Genomic DNA, 14,709 nt, shown 5'->3' on the forward strand with positions numbered 1-14,709 from the left:
CGTCGGATAGCAGTCAAGACTGGATGTTTCCCGGGGGACGTTTGCTCAACAAGACTTTGCGCGGTGCATGGTTCGCGGTACTCGTCGGCATGCTCGGCGCAATTGCTCCTGAGGTGGCGTGGTCTGCCACGGTCGTCGATCCTCAGACGCTCGAGGCGCTTTCGAATCTGTCGGATGCCGAGCGCGAGGCCCTGATGCAGCGCTATCAGGGCGGGTCGGCAGCGCGCGAAGACGAGCAGGACGCCGACCGAATCCCTGGCCAGATGAGGATGTCGACGGGAATCGAATCGCTGCGGCAACAAGATCGTGGCAATCGCGCCGACCAGAAGCGCTCACACGCCGACTCGGACCCTCAGAAGGGCGCTCGACAGGGCAGCCGCTTCGACCAGCTCAACAGGGACGAGCAAGTCTCGATGAGCCGGGCATGCCTGGAGCGGAAGAAGCGGCGCGCGAATCGGGAAGGAAACGCCGGACAGCCAAAGACGACGGCAGATGCTCCAGCCTGCACGGCCGTCGAGCTCGACGACTACCTGGGCGCGGTCTATCCGTTCGGACGCTTCCTCGAACGCCCGCGGCCGTTCGGATACGAGTTGTTCGACCAGGACGCCGGTGAGCTGTCTTCGATCACGGACATTCCCGTCCCCACCGATTACATGCTCGGGCCGGGTGACAAGGTCGAAGTCCAGTTGTTCGGAAAGGAGAACCGCCGTTACGTGCTGACGGTGACGCGCGACGGAATCCTGCAATTCCCGCAGCTGGGACCGATCCCGGTGGCCGGGATGAGCTTCGACGAGGTGCAGGAACTGCTGCAGGCCCGGGTCGCCGACAGCATGATCGGCGTGGAAGCCAGCATCACGATGGGCGCCTTGCGCTCGATCCGGATCTTCGTGCTCGGTGACGTTCGCAAGCCCGGGTCCTACACGGTCAGTTCGCTGTCGACGGTGACGCACGCTTTGTTCGCCAGCGGCGGCATTCCGGAGACCGGCTCCTTGCGCGGTGTCCAGGTCAAGCGAGGTGGCGAGGTCGTCACGACGCTGGACTTGTACGACCTCCTGCTCAGGGGCGACACCGGCGACGACATGGTCCTCGAACCCGGCGACGTCGTGTTCATTCCGCCGGTGGGCAAGACGGCAAGCATCTCGGGCGAAGTCGTCAGACCTGCGACCTACGAGCTGCGTGGAAGCTCGACGGTTTCGGAGCTGATCGAACTCAGCGGCGGTTTGCTGCCGACGGCCTATCTGCAAAGCGCGAGTCTGGAGCGCGTCCGCCGCCAGACCGACCGTACGATCGCGACGCTGGACCTGACTGCGTCCAAGGGCAAGGACACCGCGCTGCAGTCCGGTGACCACCTGCAGGTCTACTCGGTCTTCGACCGTGCCGAGAACGTCGTGTTGCTGACCGGCGCGTTCGAGCGCCCCGGGCTGCTGCAATGGAAAGAAGGCATGCGGATCTCGGATGCGATTCCGGATCTGCGACGCCTTAAGGCACGTGCAGACGCCAACTATCTGCTGATCCGTCGCGAAGTGGGGCCGGAACGCCGGATCGAGACGATCTCGGCCAACCCGTCGGCCGCGCTGCGGGATCCCGGATCGCCGGAGAACCTGCTGTTGCAGAGCCGGGATCAGCTGGTGGTCTTCCCCAACCAGGGAACGCGCGAAGACCTGCTCGAGCCCATCCTCGACGATCTGCGGCAGCAGGCCGGCATGAACCAGGATGTGCAGATCGTCGACATCACCGGACGCGTGAAGGCGCCCGGCGAGTATCCGTTGACCGCTCCGATGACGGTATCCGAGCTGGTCCGTGCAGCGGGTGGCGGCGTGGACGATTCGTACCCGCGCGAGGTGGAAGTCATCCGGCGGACGATCGTCAATGGTCAGCGCCGCGAGATCACGCGCAACGTGATCGATCTTTCCGATCCCGAAGCCGCCCGGACGCTGCTGTCGCCATACGACACGGTCAACGTCAGACCGATCCAGGGTTGGTACAAGACCGAGAGGGTGCAGCTCCTGGGCGAGGTCAAGCTGCCGGGCGAGTACGTCATCCAGCCCAACGAGACCATCGAGTCGGTGATCCGGAGAGCGGGAGGATTCACGCAGGAGGCCTATCTTCCCGGGACGATCTTCTCGCGCGAAGAGATTCGTGCGAGGCAGCAGGCGGAGTTGGCCCGGCAGGGGCAGCGCCTGAAGTCGGAATTGTTGCAGGTGCAACTCGACTACCGGGGCAGCGAAAAGGCGGACGTCGATGTCGTGCGGGTTCGCCAGCTCGGCGCGCTGCTCGCCGAGGAACTGGAGAATGCCCAGGCGCTCGGCCGCATCGTCATCGACATGGAGGCGACGCTCTCGGGCAGAGCGCCCGTGGCACTTCGTGACGGTGACGCCATCACGATTCCCCGCAGGCCGGCCGAGGTCACCGTGCTGGGCGAGGTGAGCTATCCGACGACCCATCTGTACCAGGAAGGTTTCTCGTACAAGGATTACCTGCAGCAGAGCGGCGGGTTCAGCTCCCGCGCCGATCGCGGCTCGACCTTCGTCGTGCGCATCAACGGCGAGGTGTCCGCACTCGACCGTGCCGACGCGCCGATGCCGGGCGATGTCGTGATCGTTCCGTTCAAGGTCGACCGCGGTCGCGGATTGTTCATGACGGCGACGATCGCGCAGATCATCGGGCAACTCGCCATCACGGCGGCGAGCTTCAAGACCATCGGAATATTCTGATGACCGATCGGGCCGAGGGGAGCACCGCCTCGCGGGATGACGATGAACTCGATCTTCGGGAGCTCTTGCTCAAGCTGTGGGCGCGTCGAGGCCTGATTCTTCTCTGCACGGGGATCGGCGCGGTCGCTGCCATCATCTATGCCCTGCTGGCCACTCCCGTGTTCCGGGCGGAGGCGCTGCTGAGCATTCGCGAGGATGAACAGCGCAGTGTGCTCGCCAACGCGGCCGGACAGCTCGGAGGTCTGGCCGATCTGTCCGGGCTGTCGATCCCGGGCTCGAAGGACAAGGCCGTGGCGGTGGCCACGTTGAAGTCCCGTGCGCTGATCGAGCAGTTCATCACGGATCGAAAGCTGGTCGATGTGCTGCTCGACGGGGACGGCATCCTGGGGACGAAGAAGCCGCCGACGGTCTGGGAAGCCCATCGAAAGTTCGTGATGCGGATGTTCCAGGTCGGCGAGGACAGGAAAACCGGCCTGGTCACGGTGGCGATCGAGTGGAAGGATCCGCAACAGGCCACCGACTGGGTCACCGATATCGTGGCGCGCACCGATGCACACCTGCGTCGTACAGCCATCGAGGAGAGCGAGAAGAATCTTGCGTATCTCGAGGCGCAAGCCAAGGGCACGAACGTCATCGAGATCCGGCAGGCCCTGTTTCGTCTTGCCGAAACCGAGATCAAGAAGCTGATGCTGGCCAAGGGATCCGGCGAGTACGTGATCAAGACCGTGGATCCCGCACGAGTTCCCGAGCGAAAGATCCGGCCCAAGCGTGCCCTGATCGCCGCGGCCGGAACCTTGCTCGGCGGCATGCTGGGCGTGTTCCTGGTGCTGGTGCTGCCGCCGCGCCCCGCTCGCGCAGCGAGATCGATGCCGTCCTGAACGTGCCGTCCTGTCGCCGCAGAAACGGCGGCGGCGTGTCCTCATCGGACAGCTGAAGCGTCGCCCCGACATCCGGATCACCGCGCTGACGAAGACGCCGCGTAGCGGACCTGCCGATGACGGTGAACTAGAATTCGCGCCCCCGTCACCCTTCGCACGTGCCCGCCTTCGGGCCCGCTTCGTGCAGGAGCTGTCCCATGAGCGCGATCGACGTCCTGCGCGAACATTTTGGCCCTCGCTTGCTGGTGGAGGCCGAGCGGCGTGCGCCTTACGAAACCCCCGAGCGCGGCGCGCCCGGCCATGCCGAGGCCGTGCTCTTGCCGGATTCGGAAGCCGAGGTCGAGCGCGCGCTGAAGCTGGCCAACGAACATCGCCTGCACTTCGTGCTCAGCAGCGGACGCACCGGGCTGGTGGAGTCGCAGCGGCCGGAAGGCGAGGTGGTGCTGAGCCTGGAGAAGCTGCGCGGGTTTCTGGCGTTCACGCTGGCGGACGGACGCGAGTGCCGTTTCGAGCGCAGCGAGTCGCCGGATGCCGTGCGCAATCGTCTGTTCGCGTGGTGGAGCGATCTCGGCAAGCCGGAGCTCGCGGACTCGACGGTGACGATCGAGGCCGGTCTGGCCGTCGACACGCTCAACGAGATCCTCGCGCCGCTGGGCCGCATGTTCCCGATGGAGATGGGATCGACGGCATCCGCCAGCCTCGGCGCCTGCGTGGCCAACGCCTCGGCCGGCGCCAACGCGGTCTGCTACGGCACGGCGGCGCACATGGCGACGGCGGCCTGGGGCTTCTGGGGCGACGGCAGCGCGACCGGCCCGCAGGCGGCATCGAGCTGGGTTCGTCCGGCGACGGATCAGCTGGCCATCGATTCGACGCGCCTGCCGCCGGCCTGGGGCCTGGTTGGCTCGCAGGGCGTGTTCGGCGTCATCACGCGCGTGCAGCTGCGCACGCAGCCCATTCCGGCGACCCGTGAAGGTGCCTTGCTGGCGGTGGCGAGCATGCCCGAGGCGATGCGCGTGTTCTCGCTGGCGCGCGAGACCTTCGGCTCCAACATCGAGGAATTCGAGTTCCTGTCGCGCAGCGCGGTGGAGCTGGTGCTGCGCCGCAAGGGCGGCGATGTGCGCCTGCCGTTCGAACACACGCCTGATGCACCGTACCTCGTGCTGATGCAGGTCAAGTCGGATCTGCCGGACGAGGACCTCGCGCAGAAGCTTTACGCCTTCTGTTCGGAGACGGCGGGGGTGCCGGACGAGGCCATCGGCTATGCGCCGCTGCCGGCACTCAAGAAGATTCGTCATTCGGTGACGGAGGCGAGCAATCTCGAGATGCGCGCACTGGGCGGTGGCCGACTGTCGTTCGACACGGCGACGCCGGTGTCGGTGTTCGGTGATTACCTCGCGCAGCTCGCCGGCGAACTGCGCGCGGCGCGGCCCGACGTGCAACTCGTGGACTTCGGTCATGCGGGTGTCGGTGGCGCCCATCTGCACCTGATCGGCGGGCAGGGCGCGCCGGTGGCGCCGGATGCCGCGCGGCTGACGAAGATCGTGTTCGACGTCACGCAGGCTTTCGGCGGCACCTTCAGCGCAGAACATGGCGTCGGGCCGAAATGGGCGACCGAATTCCTGCAGCGAACGCCGCGCGCGCGCCTCGACGAGCTCGCCGCACGCAAGCGCCGGCACGATCCGCTCAACGTCCTGTCACCGCGCAGCTTCGGATTCGACCGCCTGCTCGCCGGGTAGCGTGCGGCCTTGAGCGCTTTCCTGCTCCTCGTCACCTGTCCCGCGCTGGGATGGCTGTTCGCGCGCCGCGGCTGGATGCCGGCGGGGACGCACGCCGTGATCAACGCCTGGCTGCTGCGCGTGGCGTTTCCGGCGCTGGTGCTCGAGCAGATTCCGCGGCTGCAATGGGATGCGACGTTGCTGTTCGCGGCGGCGACGCCGTGGATCGTGATCCTGGGCGCCGCGACGCTGATCCCGCTGGTCGGGCGGCGGCTGGGCTGGAGCCGCGCCAGCATCGGCGCGCTGGTGCTGACCTGCGGCCTGGGCAACACCGCGTTCATCGGCCTGCCGATGATCCAGGCACTGGCCGGTCCGCAGGCGCTGGGACCGGCGCTGCTGTCGGATCAGCTGGGCAGCTTCCTGGCGCTGTCGACGATGGGCGTGATCCTGGCCGGACTGTATGCCGGCGATCGCATCGAGCCGCGCGAGCTGTTGCGGCGCCTGATGCGTTTTCCTCCCTTCATCGCGCTGGCGCTGGCCCTGCTGGTGCGCCAGCTGTTCGGTGGATGGCCGGAGCCGGTTTCTTTCGTGCTGCACCGCCTCGGCGACACGCTGACACCGCTCGCGCTGTTCTCGGTGGGGCTGGTGTTCCGCTTCGGCGCGCTGCGCGGGCGCGTCCAGCTGGTCGCCGCGGGCCTGGTGTGGAAGCTCGTGCTGGCGCCGCTCGCCGCGGTGGCGCTGGCGCTCGTCGCCGGCGTCGGCGGCCTGCCGATGACGGTGGGCGTGCTGCAGGCTGCGCAGGGCCCGATGATCACGGCCGGCATCCTCGCGCAGGAGCACCGGCTCGACCCGGAACTCGTGACGCTGACGGTGGGCCTGGGCATCCTGTTCTCGTTCGTGACGGCGCCGCTCTGGTATCTCGCGATTCGCTAAGGTGGCGCCCTTGCCGCCGAGGAGACCGACGATGACCCGAGTCCTGCGCCTGTTGCCGCTGGCCGCGCTGCTGAGCGCCTGCGCGATGGCGCCTCCCGCGCCACCCGCACCGCCGCCGCCACCCCCGGCGCCGGTGCCGCAGTTCGTCGTGCCCGAGGGGACGGAGTTCGTCTCGGACCTGTTCGGCTACTCGCAGGCCGTGCGCGTCGGGCCCTGGGTGACCACATCCGCGATTCCGGGTTTCGACATCGAGAAGCGCGGCTTCCCCGAGTCCTACCCCGAGCAGGTCCAAGCCGGCTTCGCGAATCTGAAGCGCGTCCTCGAGGCCGCCGGGGCGAGCATGGACGAGGTCGTGGAGATCACCACCTACCAGCTCGACATGGAGAAATTCAACGACACCATCGACGGCAAGAACGAAGCCTTCGGTGAGCGTCGTCCCACCTGGACGTCGGTCGGTGCGAAGAGCCTGCCGTTGCCGAGCATGCAGTTCCAGGTGAGCGCGCGCGCGTGGTCGCCGAAGGGGAAAGTCGTCGTGATTCTGGGGGAGCAAGGGACGCCGGCTGCTGCTCCGGTTGCTCCGGCACCTGCGGCTGCAGCACCCGCACCCGCGGCTGCAGTGAAGCCCGAGGAGCCGAAGAAGAAGGACACCGCGCCGCCGCGATTCATGAATCGGCCGGGGTACTGATGTGACGTAGCCCGGACGAAGTCCGGGGTCGACGTTCGATCTGCGAGGGCGACCCCGGATTTCGTCCGGGCTACGGTTACGCCTTAACGCGCCTGCCAGCCACCTTCGGTGTTCTGCTCGAACGTCTTGAGCTCGTATCCGCGCTCGCGGTAGTAGCGAAACCGATCGCGGGACTTCGCTCGGCCGGCATCGCTGGCGGGCACCACTTCGAGCACGCGCTCGAACGTGGAGAACCAGGTGGGGATGTCGTCGCCCAGGTTGATCAGCACGCCGTGATGCGTCGGCGGCGGCTCGGCGCCGCCGATCAGCACCGGCGGCTGCGGATCCTCGATCGCGGCGCTGCCGATGCGCTCATGCGGGATGAAGCCGCCCTGCTTGAAGCTCCACAACGCGCCGTCCATCTCGTCGGCGAGGCCCGGATCGGGCGTCCGCACGTAGAGACGATGGCCCGCGTTGGCAGCCTTCTCGCACAGGCGGCAGACCGCCATGACCACGTTGCCGGAGGCCTCCGACAACAGGTAGAAATCGACCCGCGTCATGCCTCGCTTTTCTTTCCGGCGACGTTGAGCAGGTACTGCACCAGCAGCGGCACCGGGCGGCCACTGGATTTCTTGCCGACCCAGGCCGTGCCCGCGATGTCGAGGTGCGCCCACTTCATCTTGCGCGCGAAGCGCTGCAGGAACACCGCTCCGATCGTGGCGCCGGCCTGGCCGGCGCCCTTGGTGGCGATGTTCGCGATGTCCGCGCACTCGCTCTTGATGTGCTCGTCGTACTCCGACCACATCGGCAGCTCCCACACGCGATCGCCGATCTGCTCGCCGGCGCTGCTCAGCGCGCGCGTGAGCGCGGGCGTGTTGCAGAACAGGCCGCTCGGGTAGGCGCCCAGCGCCACGACGCAGGCGCCGGTGAGCGTGGCCATGTCGATGCAGATCGACGGATCGAACGTGCGCTCGGTGTAGGTCAGCGCGTCAGCCAGGATCAGGCGCCCTTCGGCGTCGGTGTTGAGCACCTCGATGGTGATGCCGGCCATGCTCGTCACGACGTCGCCGGGCTTGACCGCCGCACCGTCCGGAAGATTTTCCGAAGCCGCGATCACGCCGACAAGATTGATCGGCAGCTTGAGTTCCGACACGGCCTTGAACGTGCCGAGCACCGCGGCGCCACCGCACATGTCGAACTTCATCTCGTCCATGTTGGCGGACGGCTTGATGCTGATGCCGCCGGCGTCGAACGTCAGGCCCTTGCCGACCAGTGCGATCGGCTTGTCGCCCTTCTTGCCCTTCAGGTACTCGAGCACGATCAGCTTGGCCGGCTCGCGCGACCCGCGCGACACCGACAGCAGCGATCCCATGCCGAGCTTCTTCATGTCGGCTTCTTCGAGCACCTTGACCTTCACGGCGGCGCGCTCGCCGGTGCCGCCCAGCTTCTTCGCCGCTTCGGCGAGATAGGTGGGCGTGCAGAGATTGCCGGGCGAATTGCCCAGGTCCTTGGCGAGCTGCTGGCCGGAGCCGATGGCGAGCGCCTCGCGCAGGCCGGTTTCCCCGGCGCTCACGCCGCCCTTGTCGGCGACGTCGAAGAACAGGCGTTCGAGCTTGTACACCGGCAGGTCGGCCTTGGCCGCTTCGCCGCGGCATTCGTCGAAGCGGTAGTACTCGGCCTGCGTGACGAGCGCGGCCTGCTGCACGCTCCAATGGGCATCGCGGCCCTTGATCTCGAGCCGCGTCAGGTAGCTCACGGCTTCGACGGCGCCGGTGGCGCGCAGCGCGCGGGCGCTGGCGGCCACGGCCTTGCGGAACGCGGACTCGTCGAACCCGCTCGCGCGGCCCAGGCCCACGAGCATCACGCGGTCGGCGGCGGTTCCCGGCACGTCGTGCAGGATCACCGTCTGGCCGAGCTTGCCGTCCATGTCGCCGCGGCGCATGACGCCGGCGAGGCTGCCACCGGAGGCCTTCTCGATGATCCCGGCGTCGGCGCTGGGCGCACGACGATCGAAGATGCCGACGATGACGCAACCGGTGCGGCGCTTGTCGGGACTGCTGTTCTTGACGAGGTATTCCATGAGGGTCTTGGTTTTCCGTCTCGTTCGGGTCGAGGAGCCTGAGCTCCCGGGGCGGGCCCGCGGCCTCGCCGGGGCATTTTATCCAGCTTCACGGCCCGGCCTCGCTGCGTGTGTCGTGAAAGGTTCGTTCACGGGGCAGTCGGCGGGGTCCCGCATAATGAGCGACTTGCCTCTCGTCCTGGTCGCATGCTCCGCGGAACGCTCGATCGCTACCTGCTGCGTGAAACCGCTGCCGCCACGCTGGCGGTGACGCTGGTGCTGCTCGCGATCATGCTGTCCGCGCGCTTCGCCAAGTTTCTCGGGGCGGTGGCCACGGGCGATCTGCCAAGGAACCTGCTGGCGCAGGTGGTGGCGCTTTCCAGCATCCAGTACCTCGTGCTGCTGATCCCCGCGGCGCTGCTGCTGGCAGTGATGCTCACGCTCGGCCGCCTGTACAAGGACAGCGAGGTCGCCGCGATGATGGGCTGCGGAGTGAGCCTAGGCGGGTTGTATCGGCCGTTCCTGTGGTTGTCTGCCGTGATGGCCCTGATCACCGCCTGGCTCGCCTTCGACGCCGGTCCCTGGGCGGGGCGGCATGTCGACTACATCTCCAAGGATGCGCGTCGCCTGGTGCAGTACACGCCGTTCGAGCCGGGGCGCTTCAAGTCGGTGGCCGGCGGCCGCGCCATCTTCTACACCGAGCAGATCGACCCGACCGGCGAGAAGCTCACGACGGTCTTCGCGCGCGTCCAGGAGGAGAAGGGCGAAAGCATCCTGATCGCCTCCGAGGGCAGGCAGTCGATCGACCAGGCTACCGGCGAGCGGCACGTGACGCTGTACGGCGGCCTGCGGTACGCCGGCGAACCCGGCTCGGCCGATTTCGACGTCGTGCGTTTCGAGGAACTGGAAACGCGCATCACACCGCCGCAGTTCGCCTACACCAGCAGCAAGCGCAAGCTGTCGGCGACGTCCGACCTGATGATGTCCGACGACAACGAAGACAAGGCCGAGCTGGCCTGGCGCATCGCGGCGCCGGTGTCGGTGTTCGTGCTCGGCCTGCTCGCGGTGCCGCTGTCGTACCTGGCGCCGCGCCAGGGTCGCTACGGCAAGCTGGTGCTCGGGATCGTGCTGTACCTGGTGTATTCGAACCTGCTCGGCCTGGGACAGGCCTGGATCGCCAAGGGACGTGTGCCGTCGGTCGTCGGCCTATGGTGGGTGCATCTGCTGTTCGCGGGCGCGGCGCTGTGGATGATCGCGCGCCGTCAGGGCTGGACCTTGCGCAGGACGGGCGCATGAGGACGGCTCGCCGTAGCCCGGGTGGAACCCGGGTTTCACCCGGGCTACGGAGGCGGACGTGAGCGCTGTATTCGGGCGCCTCGACCGCTACATCGTCCTTGCCATCTTCGGCCTGAGCGCCGTCGTCGGCCTGGGCCTGGTGGCGCTCTACAGCTTCATCAACTTCATCACCGAAGTGGATTCGGGCAGCCGTTCGCTGGGCGTCACGCAGATCTTCACGATGACGCTGCTGCTGATGCCCTCGGGCCTGTACGTGCTGATGCCGCTGGTGGCGATGCTCGGCACCTTGCTCGGGGTGGGGCAGCTCGCCGCGCAGAGCGAGCTGACGGCGATGCGCGCTGCCGGATATTCGAATCTGCGCATCGGCCGCGCGGCGCTGATCGCGGGCCTGCTGCTGGGGGTACTGGCCGTCGTGCTGGGCGAAAGCCTGGCCCCGGCGGGGCAGCAAGCGGCGGAACGCGTGAAGTCGGTGGCGCGCGGCGGTATCGCGGCGGGGGTGAGCAGCAAGCCGGTGTGGCTGCGCGACGGCAACAACATCTTCCTGATCCGTCGTCTGCTGGCCGAAGACCATTTCGCAGATGCCGAGATCTTTCGATTCGACGACGCGCTGACGCTGCGCTCGGTGCTGAGCGTGGAAGATGCCGACTACTCGCAGGGCGTCTGGTTGCTGAACCGTGTCACCGAGACCGCGTTCGGAGGCGACCATACGCGGGTCGACAAGCACGAGACGCTCGAGTGGACCAGCGGCCTGAAGCCCGAGGTGCTGCGTTTCTACGTGCTCGAGTCGGAGAGCGTCTCGGCTTCGGGCCTGATGCGCCTGATCGAATATCTCGAGGCCAACGGGCTGGATGCGAGCGATCAGCGGCTGGAGCTATGGCGCAAGCTGATCGCACCGATCACCGTCACGGCGATGGTGCTGTTCGCCGTGCCCTTCGTGTTCGGTCCCACGCGCGGTGGCGGAGCGGGGCAGCGCCTGCTGCTGGGCGTGCTCGTCGGCGTGGGCTTCCATCTGCTCAACGAGGTGTCCGCCAACCTGGGCGCGCTGTATGGATGGTCGGCGCCGGTGTCCGCCGGAACGCCGACCGCGGTGCTGATGGTGCTGGCGCTGATACGGCTCGCAACGGCGCGCTGACGCGACCCTCCCCGTAGCCCGGACGAAGTCCGGGATTGCGCTCTGTATTCGAGAAAAACCCCCGGACTTCGTCCGGGCTACGGTACCGCTTTCGGGATCACGACCACTTCGGTGCCTGCCGCGAAGTCGCAGGGCGCGCGGCGGCGCGATTCCACCAGCATCAGGGCCGCGGCGGCGAGCGAGAGGAGCACGCAGGCCAGCGCCGCGGCGTCGATGCCCGGCATCGCGGCGTAACGCGGAATGCCGAGCAGGCTGGGCATCAGCACGGCGAGCCAGGTCACGAGCATCACGGTGTAACGCACCGCCGCGATCGGCCAGCGCAGCGGCGCGCCGTCGAGCCTTCGCACCTGCAGGCGCCAGGCGCGCATGCCCAGCGTCTGCCCGCCATGGACCCAGAACCAGCCGAAGAATCCGAGCCCGACGAAGAACAGCAGGCCCTGCAGCCACGTCATGTTCTTCGGCAGGCCCAGCAGGTTCTCGCGCACCAGCATCTCGATCAGCAGCGTGGCCATGCTCAGGCCCAGCAGGACCAGGCCGTCGTAGACGGAGGCGAAGAGGCGACGCCACAGCGGGGACGGCACGATCAGGTTCGACATCAGGGGGAAGGCTCGGGAAGATTCGCCAAGTTTGCGGCATCGCCCCGCATTGGAGAACGCACCCGTAGCCCGGACGAAGTCCGGGATGGCGCGTCGTATTCGAGGGGAACCCCGGACTTCGTCCGGGCTACGGTTACGGGAGTTCCAGGCCGGGTTCCAGCTGCGACGGCAGCTCGCACCGCGCCGCCTCCATCGTCGTCACCGGATATGCGCAGTAGTCGGCCGCGTAGAACGCGCTCGGCCGGTGGTTTCCCGACGCCCCGATGCCGCCGAACGGCGCGCCGCCGGAGGCGCCCGTCGTCGGGCGATTGCGATTGACGATGCCGGCGCGGATGCGCAGGCGGAAATGCTTCCACTCGGCGTCGTCTTCGGAAATCAGGCTGGCGGCAAGGCCGAAGCGCGTGTCGTTGGCCGTATCCACCACGTCCTCGAACGAGGCGTAGCGCACCAGCTTCAGCAGCGGGCCGAAATGCTCCTCGTCCGGCATGCGGTTGAGGCCGCTGCAGTCGAGCAGACCCGGCGACAGGAACGCGCGGCCGAGCTTGAGCCGCCTGGCCTCGACGAGCGCACGGGCGCCCAGCGCCAGCAGTCGCGTCTGCGCGGACAGGATGCCGTCCGCGGCCTTCACCGAAATCAGCGGACCCATGAACGGTTCCGGGCTGGAATCCCAGGGGCCGATCCTGAGCTTGGGCAAGGCCTCCACCAGCGCAGCGACGAGCGCATCGCCCGCAGCGCCGCGCGGCACGTAGAGTCGGCGCGCGCAGGTACAACGCTGGCCGGCGCTCAGATAGGCCGACAGCAGGATGTCGCGAACGGCGGCGGGAATGTCGCTGACCGCGCTGCCCACGACCAAGGCGTTGTTGCCGCCCATTTCCAGCGCCAGGATTTTCCCGGGCTGGGTCGCGAACTGTTTCGACAGGATCTCGCCGGTGCGCGCGGAGCCGGTGAAATACAGGCCATCGAGTTCCTCGTGTGCCGCGATCAGCTCGCCGGTCTCGCGCTCGCCCTGCAGCAGCTGGAGAACGCCCTTCGGAATGCCGGCCGCTTCCCAGAGTTTGACGACATGTTCGGCGACCAGCGGGGTCTGCTCGCTGGGCTTGAACAGCACGCAGTTGCCGGCGAGCAGGGCCGGCACGATGTGACCATTCGGAAGATGGCCCGGAAAATTGAAGGGCCCGAACACCGCGACGACGCCGTGGGGCTTGTGCCACACGGTCTGGCGCAGGCCGGCTTCCTCGCTTTCGCGCGTACCGGTGCGCTCGTGATAGGCGCGCACCGAGTGATCGATCTTGGCGATCATCAATCCGACTTCGGCCTTGCACTCCCACAGCGGCTTGCCCGTCTCGCGGGCGATGACTTCGCCGAGCGCGTGGCGGTTCTGTTCCAGCAGCGTGCCGAATTTGCGCACGATGGCTTCGCGCTGCGCGAACGGCGCATCGGCCCAGGCGTCGGCGGCGTCGAAGGCCGCGTCCATCGCGCAATCCAGGTCCGCCTTGCCGGCGGCGGGTCCCGCCCAGATCTCGTCGCCCTGCGTGGGCTCGATGCTGGCAAAGGGTTCGCCCACGCCTTCGACCCACGCGCCGTCGATGAACAGCTTGCCGGTGTGCGCGTCGGCGTCATTCAGGTCGGTCTGGCTCATGGGCCGAGGGTTCTCACGGAGTCTCCTGCCCGTATGTTTAACGCAGCCGCGGTGGCTTGATCCAGTACCACGTGGTCGCGCGCGGGTGCTAGATCGGCCATCACGCAGCGAAAACCGTCGAGCGCATCGTTGGAAACCAGGTGCGCGGTGCCGCGCGACACGGCGTGGCTCACGCGCGCTTCGAGGACCCGCGACTTGCGGATCGCGCGGATGTCCGCCACCGGTGCCTCGACGGTGGGGCCGCCATCGAAGATGTCGATGTAGCCGGTGTGGCGCAATCCCTCGCTCTGGAGGAGCCGCAGTGCAGGTGCCGTGTGTGCGTGCACCTGGCCCATCACCGCGCGTGCTTCCGCCGGCAGCAGCACCGCGTAGATCGGATGCGCCGGCATCAGCTCGGCGATGAAGCTCTTGTTGCCCATGCCCACGATGTGTTCGGCCTCGGCGTATTCGACGCTGAAGAAGTGACGGCCCAGGCCTTCCCAGAACGGCGAGCGGCCGCGTTCGTCCGATACGCCACGCATCTCGGCGATGACGCGATCCGCGAAACGCGCCGGATGGGCCGCCATGAACAGGAAGCGGCAACGCGACAGCAGGCGGCCCGCGCCGCCCTTGCCGCGAAACTCCGGCCGCAGGTACAGCGAGCACAGCACCGAGGCGCCCGTGTAGTCGTTGGTCAGGTACAGCGTCTGCGTGCGGTTGTAGACCTCGAATTTCTGCGAGGCCTGCACGGTCTCGCCGACGCGATAGCTGTAGAACGGCTCGTCGAGACCGCAGGCTGCTTCGATCGCGCAGCAACCGCCGATGAGCCCGCTGCTGCCGTCCTGCAGCACGAACAGGTAGCGCTCGTGTCCCGCCTGCGACACCGGTGCGGCGAAGGAACTCAGCGAGAGTTCGATGCGGTCGCGAAGGTAGTCGCGGTCCGGTGGCAGCGAGGTGAATCCCGCGCCGGCGCCGCGCGCGATTTCCAGCAGCGCGTCGAGATCGTCGAGACGGATCGGCCGGATCAGGTTCATCGGCACGCCCCGTAGCCCGGGTGAAACCCGGGGTTTCTCTTTTGGGACCGAGCGGGGATGCCGGGTTTCA

The 14,709-nt window shown here is 67.5% G+C and carries 12 protein-coding genes; 7 read left to right on the forward strand and 5 right to left on the reverse strand.

The annotated features are described in order from the left end of the window. The first annotated feature begins 23 nt into the window (after positions 1-23). The 5 genes from DFR24_RS21715 (at position 24) to DFR24_RS21735 (ending at position 6,925) form a co-directional block, all read left to right on the forward strand. Positions 24-2,714: an SLBB domain-containing protein gene (locus tag DFR24_RS21715; protein WP_162851371.1), complete on the forward strand. Its 2,691-nt coding sequence runs from the start codon at positions 24-26 to the stop codon at positions 2,712-2,714. Further along, the gene (locus DFR24_RS21720; protein WP_133883567.1) at positions 2,714-3,592 is read left to right on the forward strand and encodes a Wzz/FepE/Etk N-terminal domain-containing protein; all 879 of its coding nucleotides are present in this window, start codon (positions 2,714-2,716) and stop codon (positions 3,590-3,592) included. The genes DFR24_RS21715 and DFR24_RS21720 overlap by 1 nt, the downstream gene beginning before the upstream one ends. A gap of 197 nt (positions 3,593-3,789) precedes the next feature. Further along, positions 3,790-5,328 (forward strand): FAD-binding oxidoreductase, encoded by a 1,539-nt coding sequence (locus DFR24_RS21725; protein ID WP_133883568.1) that lies wholly within the window; start codon positions 3,790-3,792, stop codon positions 5,326-5,328. A 9-nt stretch (positions 5,329-5,337) separates the two neighbouring features. Further along, positions 5,338-6,240, forward strand: coding sequence for an AEC family transporter (locus DFR24_RS21730; RefSeq protein WP_133883569.1), 903 nt, complete (start codon positions 5,338-5,340; stop codon positions 6,238-6,240). A 31-nt stretch (positions 6,241-6,271) separates the two neighbouring features. Next, positions 6,272-6,925, forward strand: a complete 654-nt coding sequence (locus DFR24_RS21735) for a Rid family hydrolase (RefSeq protein ID WP_133883570.1) — start codon at positions 6,272-6,274, stop codon at positions 6,923-6,925. 83 nt (positions 6,926-7,008) lie between these two features. Here the strand turns inward: DFR24_RS21735 and DFR24_RS21740 are convergent, their stop codons facing one another. Both DFR24_RS21740 and DFR24_RS21745 read right to left on the reverse strand, forming a co-directional pair. After that, entirely contained in the window at positions 7,009-7,464 is a 456-nt protein-coding gene (locus DFR24_RS21740) for a DNA polymerase III subunit chi (RefSeq protein ID WP_133883571.1), read from the reverse strand. Then, the gene (locus DFR24_RS21745) at positions 7,461-8,984 is read right to left on the reverse strand and encodes a leucyl aminopeptidase (protein ID WP_133883572.1); all 1,524 of its coding nucleotides are present in this window, start codon (positions 8,982-8,984) and stop codon (positions 7,461-7,463) included. The genes DFR24_RS21740 and DFR24_RS21745 overlap by 4 nt, the downstream gene beginning before the upstream one ends. A gap of 186 nt (positions 8,985-9,170) precedes the next feature. Between DFR24_RS21745 and lptF the strand changes: the two genes are divergently transcribed. Both lptF and lptG read left to right on the forward strand, forming a co-directional pair. Further along, positions 9,171-10,259 carry an LPS export ABC transporter permease LptF gene (gene lptF / locus DFR24_RS21750; protein WP_133883573.1) on the forward strand — a complete coding sequence of 363 codons (1,089 nt, stop codon included), beginning with the start codon at positions 9,171-9,173 and terminating at the stop codon, positions 10,257-10,259. A gap of 58 nt (positions 10,260-10,317) precedes the next feature. Next, complete coding sequence (lptG, locus tag DFR24_RS21755; RefSeq protein WP_133883574.1) at positions 10,318-11,391, forward strand: LPS export ABC transporter permease LptG; 1,074 nt, start codon at positions 10,318-10,320, stop codon at positions 11,389-11,391. Positions 11,392-11,468: 77 nt separating this feature from the next. Here the strand turns inward: lptG and DFR24_RS21760 are convergent, their stop codons facing one another. The 3 genes from DFR24_RS21760 to astA all read right to left on the reverse strand — a co-directional run bounded on the left by DFR24_RS21760 (position 11,469) and on the right by astA (position 14,639). Continuing rightward, positions 11,469-11,987: an RDD family protein gene (locus DFR24_RS21760; RefSeq protein ID WP_133883575.1), complete on the reverse strand. Its 519-nt coding sequence runs from the start codon at positions 11,985-11,987 to the stop codon at positions 11,469-11,471. 133 nt (positions 11,988-12,120) lie between these two features. Beyond that, the gene (astD, locus tag DFR24_RS21765; protein WP_133883576.1) at positions 12,121-13,626 is read right to left on the reverse strand and encodes a succinylglutamate-semialdehyde dehydrogenase; all 1,506 of its coding nucleotides are present in this window, start codon (positions 13,624-13,626) and stop codon (positions 12,121-12,123) included. Then, complete coding sequence (astA, locus tag DFR24_RS21770) at positions 13,623-14,639, reverse strand: arginine N-succinyltransferase (RefSeq protein WP_133883577.1); 1,017 nt, start codon at positions 14,637-14,639, stop codon at positions 13,623-13,625. The genes astD and astA overlap by 4 nt, the downstream gene beginning before the upstream one ends. Between the last annotated feature and the right edge of the window lie 70 nt (positions 14,640-14,709).

This window comes from Panacagrimonas perspica, from assembly GCF_004364935.1.
Lineage (GTDB): Bacteria > Pseudomonadota > Gammaproteobacteria > Nevskiales > Nevskiaceae > Panacagrimonas > Panacagrimonas perspica.